At 32.5% G+C, this 20,155-nt stretch carries 21 protein-coding genes and 1 riboswitch; of the genes, 19 read left to right on the top strand and 2 right to left on the bottom strand.

Annotated features, from left to right (window positions below):
- The first annotated feature begins 169 nt into the window (after nucleotides 1-169).
- The 17 genes from def to nth all read left to right on the top strand — a co-directional run bounded on the left by def (nucleotide 170) and on the right by nth (nucleotide 16,401).
- Nucleotides 170-610 (top strand): peptide deformylase, encoded by a 441-nt coding sequence (def, locus tag JOC47_RS01645; RefSeq protein ID WP_204700213.1) that lies wholly within the window; start codon nucleotides 170-172, stop codon nucleotides 608-610.
- Nucleotides 611-650: 40 nt separating this feature from the next.
- Nucleotides 651-1,598, top strand: a complete 948-nt coding sequence (gene fmt / locus JOC47_RS01650; RefSeq protein WP_204700214.1) for a methionyl-tRNA formyltransferase — start codon at nucleotides 651-653, stop codon at nucleotides 1,596-1,598.
- 2 nt (nucleotides 1,599-1,600) lie between these two features.
- Nucleotides 1,601-2,353: a DUF116 domain-containing protein gene (locus JOC47_RS01655; RefSeq protein ID WP_204700215.1), complete on the top strand. Its 753-nt coding sequence runs from the start codon at nucleotides 1,601-1,603 to the stop codon at nucleotides 2,351-2,353.
- Between the two features lie 168 nt (nucleotides 2,354-2,521).
- On the top strand, nucleotides 2,522-3,211 hold the full coding sequence (locus tag JOC47_RS01660) for a zinc metallopeptidase (RefSeq protein WP_204700216.1): 690 nt from the start codon (nucleotides 2,522-2,524) through the stop codon (nucleotides 3,209-3,211).
- 1 nt (nucleotide 3,212) lies between these two features.
- Nucleotides 3,213-3,839 (top strand): DUF6391 domain-containing protein, encoded by a 627-nt coding sequence (locus tag JOC47_RS01665; protein WP_204700217.1) that lies wholly within the window; start codon nucleotides 3,213-3,215, stop codon nucleotides 3,837-3,839.
- Nucleotides 3,840-4,160: 321 nt separating this feature from the next.
- Nucleotides 4,161-5,501, top strand: coding sequence for a 16S rRNA (cytosine(967)-C(5))-methyltransferase RsmB (gene rsmB, locus JOC47_RS01670; RefSeq protein ID WP_204700218.1), 1,341 nt, complete (start codon nucleotides 4,161-4,163; stop codon nucleotides 5,499-5,501).
- Between the two features lie 16 nt (nucleotides 5,502-5,517).
- Complete coding sequence (gene rlmN, locus JOC47_RS01675) at nucleotides 5,518-6,540, top strand: dual-specificity RNA methyltransferase RlmN (RefSeq protein ID WP_204700219.1); 1,023 nt, start codon at nucleotides 5,518-5,520, stop codon at nucleotides 6,538-6,540.
- A gap of 2 nt (nucleotides 6,541-6,542) precedes the next feature.
- Nucleotides 6,543-7,022: an FHA domain-containing protein gene (locus JOC47_RS01680; RefSeq protein ID WP_204700220.1), complete on the top strand. Its 480-nt coding sequence runs from the start codon at nucleotides 6,543-6,545 to the stop codon at nucleotides 7,020-7,022.
- A gap of 13 nt (nucleotides 7,023-7,035) precedes the next feature.
- Nucleotides 7,036-7,749, top strand: a complete 714-nt coding sequence (locus JOC47_RS01685; RefSeq protein ID WP_204700221.1) for a Stp1/IreP family PP2C-type Ser/Thr phosphatase — start codon at nucleotides 7,036-7,038, stop codon at nucleotides 7,747-7,749.
- A 22-nt stretch (nucleotides 7,750-7,771) separates the two neighbouring features.
- Nucleotides 7,772-9,730 (top strand): Stk1 family PASTA domain-containing Ser/Thr kinase, encoded by a 1,959-nt coding sequence (pknB, locus tag JOC47_RS01690; protein WP_204700222.1) that lies wholly within the window; start codon nucleotides 7,772-7,774, stop codon nucleotides 9,728-9,730.
- Between the two features lie 435 nt (nucleotides 9,731-10,165).
- On the top strand, nucleotides 10,166-11,056 hold the full coding sequence (rsgA, locus tag JOC47_RS01695) for a ribosome small subunit-dependent GTPase A (protein WP_204700223.1): 891 nt from the start codon (nucleotides 10,166-10,168) through the stop codon (nucleotides 11,054-11,056).
- Nucleotide 11,057: 1 nt separating this feature from the next.
- Entirely contained in the window at nucleotides 11,058-11,708 is a 651-nt protein-coding gene (gene rpe, locus JOC47_RS01700; protein WP_204700224.1) for a ribulose-phosphate 3-epimerase, read from the top strand.
- A gap of 50 nt (nucleotides 11,709-11,758) precedes the next feature.
- Nucleotides 11,759-11,874, top strand: a riboswitch (FMN riboswitch).
- A 69-nt stretch (nucleotides 11,875-11,943) separates the two neighbouring features.
- Nucleotides 11,944-13,044 (top strand): bifunctional diaminohydroxyphosphoribosylaminopyrimidine deaminase/5-amino-6-(5-phosphoribosylamino)uracil reductase RibD, encoded by a 1,101-nt coding sequence (gene ribD / locus JOC47_RS01705; protein ID WP_204700225.1) that lies wholly within the window; start codon nucleotides 11,944-11,946, stop codon nucleotides 13,042-13,044.
- Nucleotides 13,045-13,247: 203 nt separating this feature from the next.
- Nucleotides 13,248-13,901 carry a riboflavin synthase gene (ribE, locus tag JOC47_RS01710; RefSeq protein WP_204700226.1) on the top strand — a complete coding sequence of 218 codons (654 nt, stop codon included), beginning with the start codon at nucleotides 13,248-13,250 and terminating at the stop codon, nucleotides 13,899-13,901.
- Nucleotides 13,902-14,028: 127 nt separating this feature from the next.
- Complete coding sequence (locus tag JOC47_RS01715) at nucleotides 14,029-15,240, top strand: bifunctional 3,4-dihydroxy-2-butanone-4-phosphate synthase/GTP cyclohydrolase II (protein ID WP_338035295.1); 1,212 nt, start codon at nucleotides 14,029-14,031, stop codon at nucleotides 15,238-15,240.
- Nucleotides 15,241-15,298: 58 nt separating this feature from the next.
- Nucleotides 15,299-15,763, top strand: coding sequence for a 6,7-dimethyl-8-ribityllumazine synthase (ribH, locus tag JOC47_RS01720; RefSeq protein ID WP_204700260.1), 465 nt, complete (start codon nucleotides 15,299-15,301; stop codon nucleotides 15,761-15,763).
- A gap of 2 nt (nucleotides 15,764-15,765) precedes the next feature.
- A complete protein-coding gene (nth, locus tag JOC47_RS01725) occupies nucleotides 15,766-16,401 on the top strand; it encodes an endonuclease III (protein WP_204700228.1) in 636 nt (211 codons plus the stop codon).
- Between the two features lie 2 nt (nucleotides 16,402-16,403).
- Here the strand turns inward: nth and JOC47_RS01730 are convergent, their stop codons facing one another.
- Complete coding sequence (locus JOC47_RS01730; RefSeq protein WP_204700229.1) at nucleotides 16,404-16,685, bottom strand: EscU/YscU/HrcU family type III secretion system export apparatus switch protein; 282 nt, start codon at nucleotides 16,683-16,685, stop codon at nucleotides 16,404-16,406.
- A gap of 13 nt (nucleotides 16,686-16,698) precedes the next feature.
- Complete coding sequence (gene fliK / locus JOC47_RS01735) at nucleotides 16,699-18,306, bottom strand: flagellar hook-length control protein FliK (protein ID WP_204700230.1); 1,608 nt, start codon at nucleotides 18,304-18,306, stop codon at nucleotides 16,699-16,701.
- A 163-nt stretch (nucleotides 18,307-18,469) separates the two neighbouring features.
- Between fliK and JOC47_RS01740 the strand changes: the two genes are divergently transcribed.
- Together JOC47_RS01740 and JOC47_RS01745 are read left to right on the top strand one after the other, a co-directional pair.
- The gene (locus JOC47_RS01740) at nucleotides 18,470-19,012 is read left to right on the top strand and encodes a hypothetical protein (RefSeq protein WP_204700231.1); all 543 of its coding nucleotides are present in this window, start codon (nucleotides 18,470-18,472) and stop codon (nucleotides 19,010-19,012) included.
- Nucleotides 19,013-19,024: 12 nt separating this feature from the next.
- A complete protein-coding gene (locus JOC47_RS01745; protein ID WP_204700232.1) occupies nucleotides 19,025-19,663 on the top strand; it encodes a uracil-DNA glycosylase in 639 nt (212 codons plus the stop codon).
- Nucleotides 19,664-20,155 lie beyond the last annotated feature (492 nt).

A 20,155-nucleotide genomic window follows, 5' to 3' on the forward strand; every position in this document is an offset into this window, starting at 1 on the left:
TAAGTTTAAGTATAAATATAAGTATAAATTTGAGTTTAAGTATAAGTATAAGTAAAATGATAGATACAGATACAAGTATAAAGAAAAATTAGCAATAATCAATTCTATATTTGCTTTTAGCTTAGGCTTGAACTGAAATTAAGTTTTAATTTCATTTGGAGGTGAAAAAATGGCACTATTGCAGATTCGAGAAATAGGTGACCCTGTGCTGAGAACGGAAACTAATAAAGTAAAAGAAGTAACTGATAAAACAAGAGATTTATTGGATAATATGCAAGAAACAATGTATGATGCTAATGGAGTTGGTTTAGCTGCTCCGCAAGTAGGAATTTCAAAGGCAATTACGGTGATTGATATAGGTAATGAGCTATTAGAATTTATTAATCCAGAGATTATAAATGAGTCTGAGAGGACTTATATAGATGAAGAAGGATGTTTGAGTATTCCTAATGAGACTGGAAAGGTAGAAAGAGCTTATGGAGTAACTGTCAAAGCGCTAGATAGAGAGGGAAAAGAGTTTGAACTTGAAGCAGAAGGTTTATTAGCTCGAGCGATTCAGCATGAATTGGATCACTTAAATGGAGTATTGTTTACAGACAAAACTATTTAGAATAGCTTTGATAATGATTTCTTAAGTGGAGGGATTATAGATGAGAATTGTATTTATGGGTACGCCTGATTTTGCTGTACCTAGTTTAGAAAAGTTATGTGAAGCAGATTTAACTGATGTAGTAGGGGTAATCACTCAACCTGATCGTAAGCGAGGCCGAGGGCAGAATTTACAGGCTCCACCTGTAAAGGAAGTAGCCTTAGATTATGATATTGAAGTTTATCAACCACAAAAAGTTACTTCGGAAGAAGGATTAGATAAATTAGAAGAATGGGCTCCTGATTTGATTGTTGTAGTTGCTTATGGTCAAATTTTAGGTAAAGAAGTACTTGATTTACCAGACTTAGGATGTGTTAATGTGCACGCTTCTTTATTACCTAAGTATAGAGGAGCTGCTCCTTTGCATCGTGCTTTAATCGAGGGTGAAGATGTTACTGGTGTTACAACAATGCAGATGGATGAGGGGATGGATACAGGAGATATAATTTTACAGGAAGAAGTGGAGATCATTCCTCAAGATACTGTTGGTTCTTTACATGATAAATTAGCTACTACAGGAGCTAATTTATTATTAGAGACTTTAGAGCAAATTGAAGCTGGGACTGCTCCTCGAATTCCACAAAATAGTGATCAAGCAACTTACGCAGCTAAAGTAAGTAAAGAAGATGGAGAAGTGGATTGGGAGCAGTCAGCTCGAGATATTTGGAATTTAGTTCGCGGTATGAATCCTTGGCCGGGTGCTTATACCTATAAAGATGAAGAACTATTGAAGTTATGGGATTCAGAGATATATGATGAAACAGCAAGTAGCGATTTTACTCCTGGAACAGTAGTGAAAACAGATGATGAACAAGGGATAATTGTGCAAACAGGAGAAGGACAATTATTAATTACTCAATTACAACCTGCTAATAAAAGCAGAATGTCAGCAACTGATTATCTATTAGGTTATGAGTTAGAAGCAGGTGTCAAGTTAGGAGAAAAATAACTATGTTTAATCATCGCAATACAGTTATATTTCTACTTTTGCTTACACTAGGAGTTGTTAGCTTTTTTCTAGTTGGTATTTTTAATCTTAATTTGTTACAATTTAATTTATGGAGTCAATTAACATTAGTTGTGATAGGAGTAGCTTTAGTAGGTCTAGCTTTGATATTATTAATAGGAACGATGGGAATTATCTTAACGATGCGGTTAAATCGTCCGATTAAATTATTGATAATTCCTACTAAAATAGTTATATCTTATATTGTACCAGTAGTAATTCAAATTGCTAGCTGGTTTGGGATGGATAAAGAAAGAGTACAAAATTCTTTTATTCAAATTAGTAATCAATTAATTAACCCCGAAGAAATTTCTGTAGCAGCAGAAGATCTATTAATTTTAATGCCGCATTGTATTCAATTAGCTGATTGTAGCTATCGAGTTACTAGTGATATAAATAACTGTCAACGTTGTGGAGGTTGTCAGGTAGATGATATTATTGCTCTTAAAGAAAAATATGGGGTTCATTTAGCCTTTGCTACAGGAGGGACGTTGGCCCGTAAAATAATAAAGGAAACAAGACCGAAAGCAATTGTGGCTGTTGCCTGTGAACGAGATTTAAGTAGTGGTATTCAAGATGTTTACCCGTTACCTGTAATTGGTGTAGTCAATTTAAGACCTAATGGTCCATGTTATAACACTAAAGTCGAATTAGATAAATTGGAAGCAGCAGTTAAAAGATTGTTGGAAGAACAGTAAATCGTGACAAGAAAAAGCAGTGAAGAGTGACAAGAAAAAGCAGTGAAGAGTAAAGAGTAAAGAGTAAAGAGAATAAATAGTGAAAGTCAAGAACAAAAGATTTTGACTTTAGCTCATTACTGATTACTAGTTACTAATTACTAAATTTATAATTGCGAGGTGATAAATATGCCTTTTTTATTTTTCGACCCAACAATGATTTTGTTAATACCAGCTATTATTCTAGCGGGTTATGCGCAGATGAAAGTTAAATCAACTTTTAATAAATATTTAGAAGTTAGAGCTAAGATTGGAAAGAGTGGGGCTCAAGTAGCGCGTGAGTTATTAGATCAAAATGGTTTATCTCATATTAATGTTACTCGGGCAGATGGTAAGTTATCAGATCATTATGATCCGAAAAATGAAGTGCTTAAATTATCGCCGGAAGTTTATGGTGGTAGTTCTTTAGCTTCTTTAGGAGTAGCTGCCCATGAAACCGGGCATGCCATTCAAGATAAAGTGGGTTATGCGCCGCTAAGATTTCGTCATTCTTTATTTCCAGTGGCTAGTTTTGGTTCTCAAGCAGGGCCAATTTTAGCAGTACTCGGGTTTTTATTTCACGCTGGTTTTTTAATTAATGTAGGCATTATTGTCTTTACAGCAGCAGTTTTATTTCAAATTGTAACACTGCCGGTTGAATTTAATGCTAGTAGTAGAGCCCTTAAGTTATTAAGACAGAATAATTATTTAAATAGTCAAGAGACTAAGGGAGCTAAAAAAGTTTTAAATGCAGCAGCATTAACCTATGTCGCTTCAGCAGTAGTTGCTATTGGTCATTTAATTAGATTATTAGTTTTAAGTCGGATGATGGACGATTAATATGTTTTATCTATTGATATTTTTGCTGCTGCCAATAGTTTTTGTGGTGTTATTATTACCATTTAAGTTTACTATTGATTCACTAATTATTTTGTTTAAAGCGCCAGGGCAGTTATTTGCTATAGCCAAGAATGAATCATTACGTAAAAACCATGCTTTAGAACATGCTACAGTTAATATTTTAGAAAAGAAATATGGTTATAGCAACTTATCTGGTTTAGCAGAAGAAAATGGATTCTATATTAATGGGGTTATTAATCCTAAAGATGTGAAGGTAGCAGCACAAGAGGGATTATTAAGACTACAGCAGGGTGAAAGAAATTTAGTAGTGCATAAACAATGTGGAACTAGTTTAACTGTAGCCAATCTAGTTTCAGCTGTAGTTTTTATTTTGTTGCTGCTGCTGACAGGTGTTTTTAGTTTATTAAATATGTTATTAGCAATTATCATTGCTAATTTCATTGGCCCGCAATTAGGAGTTTGGGTCCAAAAGAATTATACTACTTCTTATCAAGTTGATAATATGGAAATTAATGGAGTGCAATTGCGCCAAGATTCACAAACAATGTTAGGGATAAATGTGCCTAAGAAAGTGTTTGTAAGAACTAGTGAATTAGTATGGAAATAGTATTTAACTATCAACTATGGGCTTAAACCTAAACTATAAAAGCTAAACCCTAGAATTTAACGGAAAATCGAACAACAAAATTTTAAGTAAATAAAAGGTATTTGCAATTTGTTAGTAGGTATATTTGCGAAGAAAAAAAGAAGAGGCTAATTTAAGCCTCTTTATTTATGATTAAGAGAACTATACTTTGTAAAAAATTGCAAATAATTTTTATATCTTTTTTTGGAGTTAAGGTCTTGTTTTTTAGGGTTTAGCCCATAGCTAATAACTTACAGCTATTAGCTGAATCATACATAATCTTGCTAAAATTGGGGGAAAATTATGAGTAATGCACGAGAGCTAGCTTTAAAAGCGATTTATAGAATTAATGAAGAAGGTGCTTTTTCTAATTTAGTGTTAAATGAATTATTAAACAAGTCTAATTTGGATCAACGTGATAAAGCACTGACAACTCAATTAGTATATGGTAGTATTAGATATCGGAATAGTTTAGATTGGGTTATTAATCATTTTTCCACTCGTAAAGTGAAAAAAATGACACCATGGGTGCGTAATGCTTTGCGTCTTGGTGTTTATCAGATTGATTATTTAGATAAAATTCCTGCTCCAGTAGCTGCTAATGAAACAGTGGAAGTAGCTAAAGAATACTGTAATCGGGGAGCAGTTAAGTTTATTAATGGTAATTTAAGAAATATTGCGCAAAATATTGATAGTGTAGAATATCCAGATTTAGAAGAGAATCCAGTGCAACATATTAGACATTGTTATTCTTATCCGCAATGGATAGTACAGCGGTGGGTTAAAAGATATGGTAGGGAAGAGACAATTGAAATTTGTCAAAATTTAAATCAAATTCCACCAACAGTAGTTCGGACTAATACCTTAAAGTTAACGCGAGAGGAATTGATATCTAATTTAGAGCAAGAAGGAGCAGAAGCGGAGGCAATTACTAAAGTTGGAGAAGCAGTTAATTTAAGCAATTATAATTCAATTGCTAGTTTAAAGTCTTTTCAAAGAGGAGAATTTTTTGTCCAAGGATTGAGTTCTATGTTAGTTGCTCATGTACTAGAGCCTACTGCTCATGATTTAGTTATTGATTTATGTGCTGCTCCAGGTGGTAAATCGACTCATTTTGCGCAGGTAATGAATAATCAAGGGCAGATTAATGCTGTTGATTTACATCAGCAAAAGCTTGATTTGATTCAAGAAAATTGTGATAGATTAGGTATAGAAAATATAGATACTTATTGTGGGGATGGTCGTGAAATTACTTTTGAGCAACAGGCTAATAAAATTTTAGTTGATGCTCCCTGCAGCGGACTAGGGATTATAGGAAAAAAACCAGAGATTAGATGGCAGAAAAAGCCGCAAGATTTGCAACAATTACAAGAATTACAGTTAGAATTATTGACTAATGCAGCAGGACTTTTGCAGGATGGCGGCGAATTAGTATATAGTACTTGTACTTTTACTCCGGAAGAAAATCAGGCTGTGATTGAGAAGTTTTTAGCAGAGTTTCCGCAGTTTTCTCTAGTCGATTTAGAAACTGAAGCGCAAAATTTAGAGTTGACAGATTATTTAAATGATGGGATGATACAAATTTTACCTGATAATAAATTTTTAGAAGGATTTTTCATAGCTAAATTAGTTAAAATAAGTTAAGAAGAGGTTTGATAATATGGATAAAGTAAATTTAATTGGATTAAATAAAGAAGAATTAGAAAATGAAATGAAGAAATTAGAGCAACCGAGTTTTCGAGCCCAACAAATTTTGAATTGGATTTATGATAAAAATAAATTTGATTTTGCTGAGATGACTAATCTAGGCAAAAATTTAAGAAGAGAATTAAAACAGCATTTTGATTTAGATCCGTTAACAAAACTAGGGGCTCAAGAATCTGAAGATGGTACTATTAAATATTTATTTGAACTATCTGATGGTGAAAAGATTGAAGTAGTTTATATGCCAAGTGAAAAGGGGCGTAAAACGCTTTGTATTTCTACTCAAGTAGGTTGTGCTATGGGTTGTAGTTTTTGTGCTACAGGATTACATGGTTTAACTCGTAACTTAAGAGCAGGAGAAATAGTAAATCAGATTTTAACAGTAGAAAATTTGCGAGATATAGAAATTACCAATGTTGTACTAATGGGCATGGGTGAACCTTTAGATAATTATGAGGCTAGTTTAAAAGCTATTTCATTAATTAATGGACCTTTAAATATAGGTATGAGAAAAATAACTATTTCTACTTGTGGACTAGTTCCTCAAATAAAAAAATTAGCTGATGAAGAATTACAATTAACTTTAGCTGTTTCTCTGCATGCGCCTAATAATCAATTGAGAAATAAATTAATTCCTGTTAACCAAAAATATCCGATTGAAGAACTAATAGATGCTTGTCAGTACTATATTGAAAAGACCAATCGACGTGTGACTTTCGAGTATGCACTGATGGATGGTGTTAATGATAAATTAAAACATGCTCAACAGTTAGCAGATTTATTGGCAGCTAAGTTAGTTCATGTGAATTTGATTCCAATTAATCAAGTGCAGGAATTAAATTATTCTCAGCCACAACAGGATATTATTGCAGAGTTTGAAACTGAGCTGCAAAAAAGAAATATACCCGTTACTGTGCGAAAAGAGCGAGGGGCAGATATTGATGCTGCTTGTGGACAGTTACAGGGGAAGGAGGAATAGCTGTGCTTAACTTGGCCCGAAAATTAAAGAATTTTATATTTACTGATGATAATGTTAATGATGAGAATGATGAGTTTGATACTCAAGAAGAAATTAAGAATGATACTAAAATTTTTAGTGATTATCAAAGTGGAACGGCAAATGTTTCGGAAAATGATAAAACAATTATCAGAGAACCACTACGAAAAAAAGAGGTTAGGTTGAGAGTATTAACTCAAAATGGGATTGAAAAAGAGATTGTAATTGATTCAGTTGAGACTAATATTGGGCGGCAGAAAAGTAATGAAATTGTCTTGAATGATAAAAGTGTCTCACGTGTTCATGCACAGTTAATTAACAAAAAATATTATTATAAAATTAGAGATTTAAGTAGTACTAATGGCTCTTATGTTAACGGGAAAGCGATTAAAGAGCAGAAACTAGTTGATGGAGATAAGATTAAATTAGGAAAGACTACTTTAGAATTTTCTTTAGATGGCTAAGTGAGGTGAAAAAATGAATTATGGTACAGTGTCAATCACAGGAAAAGTGAGAGATAAAAACGAAGATAATTATTTAGCATTAGATAAGGGAAGACTACATGTGATTGCTGTAGCAGATGGTATGGGAGGCCATAAAGCAGGAGATGTGGCTAGTTCTACAGCAATTAAAGTAGTCAAAAACTATGATTTTAGTCCACATGAGCTAATTAGTGATGTTGAAGAATGTATTAATATTGTAAATAATAAAATTTTAGAAAAGAGTAGTAATCATCCTGAGTATAGAGGAATGGGTACTACTCTAACTTTAGGAATAATTAAGAATAATCATTTAGTACTGGGACATATAGGTGATAGTAGAGCTTACTTGTATCATAATGATTTTTTAGAGCAAATTACTGATGATCATTCTTATGTAGCAGATTTATTGAAACAGGGGGCAATTACAAAAGAAGAGGCTGAAAATCATCCTAAAAAGAATCTATTGTTGCGAGCTTTAGGTTTAGAAAGAGGAGTTGAGGTAGATATAATTGAACATGATTTAGCAGCTGAAGATGTTATTTTATTATGTTCTGATGGTTTAACAAATATGAAAAGTGACGAGCAAATTCAATCGGTATTGAGTAGTGAAGAATTAAAATTACAAGAACAAGCAGAACTTTTATCTGATAAGGCAAATGCAGCAGGAGGCTATGATAATATAACTGCTGTTTTATATCAGAATACTTAAGCTTGGTTTTGAGGTGACGTTAATGATTGGGAAATTATTAAATAATAGATATAAATTGGTAGAAAAAATAGGTACAGGTGGGATGGCAATTGTCTATCGGGCTGAAGATAGGCATCTATCTCGGGAAGTTGCTGTTAAAATTTTGCAACCTCAATTTGCTGATAATGATAAAGCAGTTAAACGCTTTCGGCATGAGGCCAAATCTGTAGCTAGTTTAAATCACCCCAATATAATTAATATTTTTGATATAGGTCAAGATGATGAAACTGAATATATAATTATGGAATATATTACTGGCCAAGATTTAAAAGAAAAAATTAATCAGGAAGGTAAATTACCTACTGCCCAAGCAATTAGAATTATTGAAGAAGTCTGTCAAGCTTTGATTAAGGCTCACCGCAATAATATTGTTCATTGTGATATTAAGCCGCATAATATTTTATTAACTTCTGATGAGCGAGTAAAGGTGACTGATTTTGGTATTGCTCAAGCTGTAACTGATGCTACAATGGAACAGACTGACTCGATTATTGGTTCGGCCCATTATTTATCTCCTGAACAAGCGCGAGGTAGTAGAGTCACTACTAAAAGTGATTTATATTCTTTGGGAATTGTATTATATGAATTAGTTACGGGAAAGTTACCGTTTGAAGGGGAAAATTCGGTTTCAGTAGCTTTAAAACATGTGAAGGATAAACCACCTTCTCCCTTAAAGTATAATGGAGATTTATCACCTCAATTAGTAGATATTATTATGAAATCTTTAGCTAAGAAACCTAGTGAAAGATATAATTCGGCTAATGAGTTTTTGCGTGATTTAAAGGAATTAGATGAGAGTTTAGATCATTCAGAAATTTCTAATCAGGAAACAATGATCATTTCTCCAGAAGAAATGGAGGCTGAAAAAACTAAAGTTCAAAGAAAAACAAATGATATTAAAGATTTAGATAAAACTGATTTGGAATCTGAGCAGAATAATGATAAGAATAATACCCAAAATACTAAGCAACCGCAAACAAAATCTAAGCAGAAAAATTCTTTGAGTTTTTGGACAGTTGCTCTAACTTTAGTAGTATTAGGGGTTGCTTTATTAGGGATAGCGTATTATTTTTATTTGGATTATGTAACTGTTCCTAAGGTTACAGTGCCTAATGTAGTAGGGCAAAGTTTTTCTAATGCTGAGAAAACTTTAGAAAAAGAAGGTTTAAAATTAGAAGTTTATTATAAGACTTACAGTAGTGAAACCCCTAAAAATCATGTTATTTCGCAAAGTCCTAAACCAAAAGAAACTGTGAGAAAAAAACGGGTTATTAGTTTGGTGATTAGCAAAGGGGCTGAATTGAGTGTTGTACCTGATTTCAAAGGGATATCATTACGTAAAGTCAAGGTGGAATTGGACAAAAAGGATTTAGTATTAGGGACTGTAGAGAGAGAGTATAGCCCTGAGGTTGAAGAAGGAAGAGTCATTTCTCAAACTCCAGCTGTTGATAAAAAGGTTAAATCTAAAACCAAGGTAGATTTAGTTGTCAGTAAAGGACCTGAGCCGCAGAAGATAGGAGTTCCTAATTTAGTAGGTTTGAAAAAAGAAGAGGCTGTAGAAAAATTAAGAGCAGAAAATTTGATTTTAGGTCAAGTAACGCAACGTAAGAGTTTGAATTATTATGCAGGGCGAGTCATTGCTCAACAGCCAGCTTCGGGTGCAGAAGTGGTAGAAGGTTCAACTATGAAATTAATTATTAGTAGTGGAATTAGAAATCCTTATGATTCTGAAGTAAGAAAGTCTAATATTAATATAGAAGTTACACCAGGACAGGATAAAGAAGTTAAGATTGTAGTTCAAGATGATAATGGGCAGCGGATTGTCTATCAGAAGGTACATCAATCGGGAGCAACGGTATATGAAGAAATAATTACAGTTGGCCCAGCAATTCTTAGAGTTTATTTTAATGATAAACTAGTTAGTGAAAAAACGATAAGATAAATCAGTAGCTGGTAGTGAGCTAAGTAAACATTACTGCATATAGATTGGGCAGTTAATAAGCTTGAAAGTAGAGAGAATGGGGCTACACGAAGAGTCTTTGTACTGTAAGACTCGGAGGGGGCAGTAAGAACAGTAAGACAGTAAAAGCATTAAAAAGATGACAAGCAGGAAAAAGTAATAAAGAAAAACAGTGATCAGTAAAAAGAAAAAGCAGTGATCAGTAACGAGTGACAAGAAAAAACAGTAACAAGTAAAGAGAGATGAGTAAAGAGAGAAGAGTAAAGAGTGACAAGAAGATAAACAGTAAAAAGCAAGATGAAACGAGTAAAGAAACCAAAGGAAGAAAAGAAAGAAATATAGGGTGTTGTTTTTTGATTTTTACTCATTACTTCTTTCTCATCATTAGTTACTGTACTTATATAAAAGGGGGAGATTATGAAACAAGGCAGAGTAGTTAGAACTTATGGAGGTTACTTCTTTGTTTATGATTTTGAGACTGAAGAGGTATACCGCTGTAAAATTAGAGGTAGATTAAAACAAAATGATATTGAAGTAATAGTTGGAGATAAAGTTGAATTTCAAGAATTAGATGAAGGTGAAGGTATTATTGAAGATAGGCTGGAAAGAAAGAATCGCTTATTTAGACCATTAATATCTAATGTTGATCAGGTAGTAGTGACAACTGCTATCAGAGAACCTGACCTCCACTTTAAGTTGTTAGATAAGTTATTAGTTTTGGCTCATGCAGCTGACTTGGAGGTAGTACTTTGTATCAATAAGGTTGACATTCCTGGTTTAAAAGTAACTAAAGATGAGGTTGGGTTTTATGAAGATATTGGCTATCAAGTGATTTATACTAGTGCTACAGAAGGGGAAGGAATTACAGAGCTAAAAGATGCTTTAAAGGACAAAATTTCGGTTTTTGCTGGTCCTTCTGGAGCAGGGAAGTCGAGTCTTTTAAATGCTATTCAACCTGATTTAGAGTTGCAGACAGACAATGTAAGTGATAAAATTAAACGTGGTAAGCATACGACCCGTTATGTGAAATTATTAGAATTGGAGCATGGGGGTTGGGTAGCAGATACTCCGGGCTTTAGTAGATTGGATATTAGTTTTATTAAGCCTCGGAATTTACAGTACTTCTTTGCTGAGTTTAAAGAACATCTTGATGGTTGTAAATTTAATTCTTGTTCTCATAGTCATGAACCACAGTGTAAAGTTAAAACAGCAGTAGAAGATGGGGTAATTAATGAACAACGTTATCAAAGTTATTTGCAGTTATTAGAAGAACTAAAAGAGAATGCTAAAGAAGACTGGAGGAGATAAGATGATTAAAGTTGCACCTTCTATATTAGGAGCTGATTTTAGTAAATTAGCAGCGGAAGTTGAAACAGTAAAAGAAGCAGGATATCTGCATATCGATGTGATGGATGGTCATTTTGTGCCTAATATTACTCTTGGCCCAGGTGTTTTAGCTGATGTTGCTAAAAGAACTGAGCAAATTTTAGATGTGCACTTAATGATTGAAAATCCTGATAATTACATAGCTCAATTTGCAGAAGCAGGCGCAGATATCATTAGTGTTCATGTTGAGGCTTGTCCCCATTTACATCGAACAATTCAAAATATTCAGGAACAATCTGTAGGAGCAGCGGTAGCTTTAAATCCAGCTACTCCTTTAGAAACAATTAAACATGTGTTGCCTGAATTAGAGATGGTCTTAATTATGACTGTCAACCCAGGTTTTGGTGGTCAGAGCTTTATTCCAGAAATGGTAGATAAAATCAAAGAGCTAAATCAGATGATAGAAGAGCAAAATTTAGATGTAGATATTCAAGTAGATGGTGGTATTAAACCTACTACAACAGCAGTGGAGGCAGTTGAAGCAGGAGCGGATATATTAGTAGCAGGTTCAGCAATATTTGGTGCAGAAGATAGAGAAAAAGTAATTAAAGAGTTTCAGAATGTTAAAAGTTAAGTAAAGTTGTTGAATTTATAATTCAAAATTAGTATAATAAACAAAAGAAAATATATCTTCGGGAACAGGTGTAATTCCTAACCGACGGTTAGAGTCCGTGAGCCTTAATGGCTGAACTGGTGTAATTCCAGTACCGACAGTATAGTCTGGATGGGAGAAGAGAAAATATTGTCATCTATTAAAGTTCCTGAAATCAAAAAAGGAACTTTTTTAATTTTTGTAGGAGAGTGATTCAATGTCTGATAAAAAGTATATGCAAAGAGCGTTAGATTTAGCTCAACAGGCTAAAGGAGATACTAGTCCTAATCCGTTAGTAGGAGCAGTAATAGTTAAAGAAGGTCAAATTATTGCAGAAGGATATCATCATCAGGCAGGAGGCAATCATGCTGAAATTAATGCTCTGCAAGATGCAGAAGAAGAGGTTGCAGGAGCAACTATGTATGTCAATTTAGAACCATGTACGCACTTTGGTAAAACCCCTCCTTGTTCTAATGCAATTATTGAGGCTGGTTTGAGTAGAGTAGTTATTGCTATGAAAGACCCTAACCCTAAAATCTCTGGAGCAGGGGTAGAGAAGTTGCGTCAAGCAGGGATAGAAGTTGAAGTTGGTATCTTAGAAGCAGAGGCTAAAAAGCTAAATGAAGTTTTTATTAAATATATTACTACTGATTTACCCTTTGTCATTTTAAAAAATGCAATGACTTTAGATGGTAAAATAGCTACTAAAACTGGTGATTCAAGATGGATTAGTGGTTCTGAATCTAGAGAAATTGTGCATCGCTTAAGAGATCAAGTAGATGGCATTTTAGTGGGAATTGGAACAGTATTGTCAGATAACCCGCGCTTAACTACTAGATTACCTGAAGGCGGTAGTGATCCGACTCGAATTATCTTAGATAGTCAATTAGAGATACCCCTTGAAGCTAATTTAATTACTCAAGATTCTGATGCTGTTACGATAATAGTAACGACTAATCATTCAGAGCAGAGTAAAAAAGAAAAATTGATTAATCTTGGGGTTAAAATTTTAGAATTAGGAACTAAGGAAAAAATTGATTTAAATGCTTTACTCAAAGAATTAGCTCATGAAGAAATAACGAGCTTATTAGTTGAAGGAGGAAGTGAAGTTAATTCTTCTTTTTGGGAAGAAAAATTAGTAGATAAGATATACTACTTTATAGCACCTAAAATCATTGGAGGAACGGAATCTGTTCCAGTGGTAGGAGGTTCAGGTGTTGAAAAAGTTAAAAATGGAGTAAAGATTATAGATAAAGAGATTAAGCAAGTTGGGGAAGATTTATTGATTGTAGGGTATCCTGAGTATAATAGTGAATGATAATCTATATAAAGTGGCATTATCGTAGCACTAGCTAGTAGATAAAAGCTAGTAGCTAGTAGTAAATTCAAAATCAAAAAAACAGTTCATAGCTTGGAATTGTTGAATACTAGGTTAATGTTTTAAGTTTTGAATTTGATTTTATGTTTTTAACTACTAGCTCCTAGCTACTTACTTCTAGCTATAAAGTTGGGGGTGAATTAATGTTTACTGGGATTGTAGAAGAATTAGGGGAAGTCAAAAATATTAAACGCAGTAGTCAATCTATCATCTTAACTATTAAAGCTGAGAAGGTTTTAGAAGATATTAAAATTGGTGATAGTATTGCTACTAATGGAGTCTGTTTAACAGTAACTGATTTTAGTGAAAACGAGTTTGAGGTTGATGTAACTCCAGAAACAATGCGTAAATCTAGTCTAGGTGAATTAAGTATTAGAGATAAGGTTAATTTAGAACGAGCTTTAAGATTAAAAGATAGATTAGGTGGTCATTTAGTTTCGGGTCATATCGATGGAACAGGAAAAATTGCTGAGAAAAAACGTGAAGACAATGCTATTTTAATTACTATTAGACCAGAGCCTAAGCTGTTAAAATATATTATTGCTGAAGGTTCTATAGCTATAGATGGAATTAGCTTAACAGTAGCAAAACTAACACAGGATTCTTTTACTGTTTCAATCATTCCTCATACTAATGAAGTAACTACTTTATCATCTAAAAAAGTGGGGAATATAGTTAATTTAGAAACTGATATGATTGGCAAATATGTAGAAAGAATGATGGAATTTGAAGAAGAACAAGAGAATACAGATATAGATATGAAAAAATTAAGAGATAATGGTTTTTTATTAGCTTAATTAGCGATGAACTATTAGTTGCTAGCAAATTTGAAACCAAGATTAATCCTAGATTAATGAGCTGAAGCTAATAGTTTTTTAATAAACTAAATAATTAATAATATAAGGAAATTAAGAGGTGAAAAGAGTGGAGTTTAATAGTATTGAAGAGGCAATTGAGGATATTAAAGAAGGTAAAATAGTAGTTGTAGTTGATGATGAAGATAGGGAAAATGAGGGAGATTTGTTGATGGCTGCTGAAAAAGCTACAGCAGAAGATATTAATTTTATGGCTACTTATGGGCGTGGTTTAATTTGTACTCCGATGACTAATGACCGCTTAGAGGAGTTAAAGATTGATCAAATGGTTGATGATAATACTGACCATCATGAGACTGCTTTTACTGTTTCGGTAGATTATAAAGATACTGAAACAGGTATTTCAGCTTATGAAAGAGCACAAACTATTCAATCTTTAATAGATGAAGAGACCAGCCCGCAAGATTTGAATCGTCCGGGGCATATTTTCCCGTTAGCTGCTAAAGAAGGAGGAGTATTAAGAAGAGCTGGTCATACTGAAGCAGCAGTTGATTTAGCTAGATTAGCTGGATTATATCCTGCTGGTGTTATCTGTGAAATCATGTCTGATGATGGAACGATGGCCCGAGGAGAAGAGTTAGCAGAATTTGCTGAAAAACATAATTTAAAATTGATTACTATTGCTGATTTGATTGAATATAGAATGCGGGAAAATAGATTGATTTCTCGAGAAGCTGAGGTAGATTTACCAACAAAATTTGGTGATTTTAAAGCAATTGGATTTAAAAATAAACTAGATGGTAAAACTCATGTAGCAGTAATTAAAGGAGAAGTTGAAAATAAAGATGAAGTGTTAGTTAGAGTTCATTCAGAATGTTTAACTGGTGATGCTTTAGGTTCTTTGCGTTGTGATTGTCGTGAGCAACTAATAGCTGCTTTACAAAAGATTGAAAAAGAAGGTCAAGGAGTCGTTCTATATATGAGACAAGAAGGGCGAGGAATTGGTTTGGCTAATAAGTTAAAAGCTTATCAGCTACAAGATGAAGGTAAAGATACTGTTGAAGCTAATTTAGAACTAGGTTTTGAAGAGGATATGCGTGATTATGGAGTTGGAGCTCAAATTTTAGCAGATTTAGGATTAAGCACTATTAAATTAATGACTAATAATCCTAAAAAGATTGTTGGTTTAGAAGGATATGGGTTAGAAATAACTGAACGAGTACCTCATCAAATAGAAGCTAACGAAGTAAATAAGGATTATTTAGAAACTAAAAAGGAAAAATTAGGACATTTATTAGATGAAAATATTTTAAATAATTAATCTTTAATTCATTTTAAATAGTGAATAATAAATAAGAGGGGGAGAAAAAGTGGAAAAAATTAATCAGGTTTATGAAGGTGAGTTAGTAGGAGAAGGATTAAATTTTGGAATTGTAGTAGGGAGATTCAATGAATTTGTTTCTAATAAATTATTAACTGGTGCTTTAGATGCTTTAAAACGTCATGGAGTAGCAGAAGAAGATATAGAAGTAGCGTGGGTGCCTGGAGCATTTGAAATTCCATTAGCTGCTAAGAAGATGGCTAAGAGTGATAAATATGATGCAGTAATTTGTTTAGGGGCAGTAATTCGTGGTGATACACCTCATTTTGATTATGTATGTGCTGAAGCTTCTAAGGGTGTAGCTAAAATTGGATTAGATACAGAACTGCCAGTAATGTTTGGTATTATTACTACTGATACAATTGAGCAGGCAATTGAACGTTCTGGAACTAAAGCAGGTAATAAAGGATGGGATGCAGCAATGAGTGCATTAGAGATGGCTAACTTAATGGAGGAATTTTAGAAATGGAGCAGAAAACTGAAGCAGAAGTGGAAGCGATTTTAAGTGCTTTAGAGGAATTATATCCTAATCCTGAAACTGCTTTGGAATATGAGAATACTTTTCAATTATTAATAGCAGTCATTTTGTCAGCGCAAACAACAGATAAACAGGTTAATAAAATTACTAATGAGTTATTTAATGAATTTAAAAAGCCAGCTGATATTGCTGACTTATCTCCTGAGGAATTGGAACCACATATTCAAGGTTTAGGTTTATATAGAAATAAGAGTAAGTATATAGTACAAACATGTCGCAAATTAGTTGAAGAATATGAGGGGCAGGTCCCACGAGACCGCAAAGAATTAATGAAATTATCAGGTGTGGGACGTAAAACTGCTAATGTTGTCAGTAGTTGTGCCTTTGGTGAAGATGCTATTGCTGTGGATACTCATGTATTTAGAGTTTCTAATCGTTTAGGATTAGCTGATAGTGATAAAGTCAAAGAAGTTGAACAGCAGTTAATGGAAGTTATTCCTCAAGACAAATGGTCTTTGGCCCATCATTGGTTAATCTTTCATGGGCGGGAAACATGTAAGGCTCGTAGTCCTCGCTGTGAAGATTGTGAATTACATCAGTATTGTAACTATTATCAGCAATAATGTTAAGCGAGGTCTTCCATTTCAAAAATAAAGCTTAGTATTTCAGCAACTGCTTGATATAATTCTTCAGGTATATCAGCTCCTAATTCTAGTTTTAATAAAACTTGAACAATATCTTCATCTTCTTTGATGGGGATATTGTTTTCTTCAGCCTGAGCAATAATTTTTTTAGCTAATTCGCCTGTTCCTTTAGCGACTAGATTAGGAGCATTATCTTCTTCAATATTATATTTTAAAGCAGCAGCTTCTGGTATTTTATTCTCTTTATTGTTTTTTGAACTCATAATTTTTGCCTCCTTAAATGGTATAATCAATAGTAGTTAGCGAAGTTTCTTTTTCTTCATTATTATTTTTATTGTTTTGTAATTTACATTGTAAATAATTAAGATTATATTCATGGGTTTGAAAGGCTGTTTTTAATGATGCTAAGTTGTCAGTAAGTAATTCTTTACTGTCAGGATTTTCGACTAAAAAGAGGATGTTTAATTGTTTATCTTTGATTTTAACTTTAACTTCTAATGAACCTAATTTTTCTGTATTTACTTTAAAAGCAAATTTGAAAGATTGCTCTTTTGAAGTTTGTTCTTTCTCTTGTTGATCAAACTTGATTTGAGCTAATTCTAATCCTTCCTGAAATAGTATTGGAAGGAATAAAAGAGTATTTTCTGCTTCATAATTAACTGCTTTAAGATTTAATAATTGTTTAGTTAGATCTTCTGTTTTTTCTTGTAATTGTTCTGAAGACGTTTCTTGTGATAGTTGAAATAAAAATTTCACTAATTGATTATCTTGGCCTGAATTTAGTTTATTAATGCTTTGTTGAATAGTACTTGGTTCTAAATCATTAGCAGTAATAATAGTATTTAAAATTTCATCTTTTAAGCCTTGCTGTAAAGCATTGTTTTGTTCAACTTTGCTCAGGTTAAGTTGATTGCTTAAGTTCTTGAATTCAGGTGCTGAAAAATTTTCTTTCAATTTTAATAATAATTGTGGTTCTTTAGTTACTAAGTCTTTGATTTTAGCAGTGAGTTGATTAAGTTGTGATGAATCAAAATTTTGATTGATAATTACTTTACTTAGTTTCAATAAACTGCTATCTAATTTGGAATCAGATTGAAAATTAATTTGATTCAATAAGTGTGGTTGATTAATATTCAATTTTTCTGTGAAGGCTACTTTTGATAGTGATTGATTGTTCTCAGAAGCACTTTTTAACTTTTGCCAATTGTCTTTATTTATATTTAATTTATAATCAATTAATTTTTTAATAATAGCCCTGTTTTCTTTAGTGGGGGCTAAATCTAGTTGTTTAAGTATTGTATTTAATTTAGTTTGAGATAGATTCAAATCATTTTTAGAAAAGTTGATATCTAAAAGTGATTTTAATGTATTATTTTGAGATTGATTAGTTTCAATGCTTTGTTGAGAATTTAGAGAATTACTTTGTTGTTCTAAAGTTGTTTTATTTTGGTCAACTGAAGAATTATTCTGAGATAAGTTAAGCTGTTGCATTAGTTCTTTGATATTCTTTTGTAAATCTGTTTTTGAAAAAATATAGTTTTTAAAAAAATTATAAAACTTTTTATTAAGAGGTATATTTATTTTTTTTAATAGTAAAGCGACTTTAACTTTAGTTTCTAAATTATCGTTAGTTGCTAAGTTAGAAACAAAGTCATTCAATTCAGAAATTAGTTGTTTATTTAATGCTAAGTCATGATTTAATAATTCGGAAACAATAGTTTGATTAGTTTTAGTGGCTGAGAGTGATAAGTTCTGTAATAGAGCTGTTATCGATAAATTTTTGCTTAAATTTTTCACTTCTTTTTTGGGAATAGAGGTTGACATTTTATTAGTATCTAGGTTATACTGTTTTAATGTTACAGGTAAATTAATTTTATTATTCATATTTATCACTCCTATATAATTAAACATATAATCTATTCTATATCATAAGTTCTTGTTTTAAGCGGTTAAACCTGCTTTGACTTTAAATTTTTTAGCTTGCAGGTATTTATATTTTAATATTGAATTATGTTTTTACACCTTAGATTAGGGGATGATATATTTTATGAAAAATGTTGATAAATACAGAAAAATTAAGATTAGTGATTGTGATATAAAAAATTTATTCCTTTCTTTAGGATGTTTAGTAGTTAATAAATACCCACAAATTATTTTGGAGCATGATGAAAGATTAACAGCTAAAATTAAGAAATATTTAACTTTAGTGATTAATAACTTGCAAACTTGTGGGCAGTTAAAGACTAGAATTGCTGGTTTGAAAGAAGGGTATGATGAGGCAATTGATAAATTGAATAATGAAATGGAACTTTCTCAAAGTGCAGAAGAAAAATTAAAGAAAAAGAAAAAAAGATTTAAAGATTCATTATTGCTTAAAAAGAAAAGACTAGGACAATTAAACCAAGAGAATATTACTGCTTTGTTAAAGATTGGCAAATGGTTTTATACAGAAAAAATATTAGAGGAAAAAGAAGAATTTCAACGATTATATACAAGACTCGACTTTTTAATTTCGGAAGAAGACTGGCCAAATAGTAGTGAAAGTTGGATAATTGACAATTTAGATGAGAAATGTGTTAATATAACATAGGGGTTGGTATGGATGCTGTTTGATAAACGGGAACAATTAGATTTGTTCGGGAATCAACCAGAGAAAAGATATAACTCTTTAGATGAATTAAGAAACATAGCATTAGATTGTAGTAGATGTGGTTTGCGAGATAATTGTACTCAAGTAGTTTTTGGAGCTGGAGATAAAGATGCTGATTTGATGTTTGTAGGAGAAGGTCCAGGAAAAGATGAAGATAGGCAGGGAACTCCGTTTGTAGGACGAGCTGGGAAATTACTAGATAAAATTTTGTCGGCAGCAGAAATTGATAAATCGGAAGTATATATTAGTAATATTGTTAAGTGTCGTCCGCCTGGAAATAGAAAGCCCAGTACTCAAGAAATGAAAACTTGCCTTTGGATTCTAGCTCAAGAGATTAAGATTATAGATCCTAAAATTATTGTTCCGTTAGGATCTACAGCTTTAAAGGGATTACTCGATCCTGGAGGAAAAATTACTCATGTAAGAGGGAATTGGGTCGAAAGAGAAGGTAGATACTTTTTACCTACTTTTCATCCAGCAGCTTTACTGCGTGATGAAAGAAAAAAAGCCCCTGTTTGGAAAGATTTTTTAACCATTAAAAAGGCTTATAATAAATATTTAAAGTTGAAAGCTGAAGGAAAAGAAGTTTAATCATCATTAACTATTGACAGATGAATAGATAGATGTTATATTAGTTAATGTCGCTGAAAAAGAGAGGGGCGGCAAGAAAAACAGATTCAAATCATCTCTTGACAACTACTGATTCTTATGATAATCTAGTAGATGTCGCTTGAAAGAGAGGGGCCAGTTTTAAGCTTCATTTGCGACTGGCAAATTTGATTTTAAACTTCTCTTGACAAGCCAAAGTTTCTATGATAAATTGTTAAATGTCGCTTGAAAGAGAGGCCGCTTCTTGGTCCGCATTCAAAGCGAATATAACTGATAAATGATTTCTTGTCAGTTGCAGAAAAATAAAGAAAGTTCTTGACAAATAATCAGTTATCTGTTAGAATAGTTATTGTCGCTTGAAAGAGAGCCGACAAAAAATTTAAGATTTATTTGGTCTTTGAAAACTAAACAATGTCGCGTTTCGACCAACCGGAAATTTTTTTGGTTGTATATTTATAGCCAATCAAACTCACA

Source organism: Halanaerobacter jeridensis, assembly GCF_016908315.1.
Lineage (GTDB): Bacteria > Bacillota > Halanaerobiia > Halobacteroidales > Halobacteroidaceae > Halanaerobacter > Halanaerobacter jeridensis.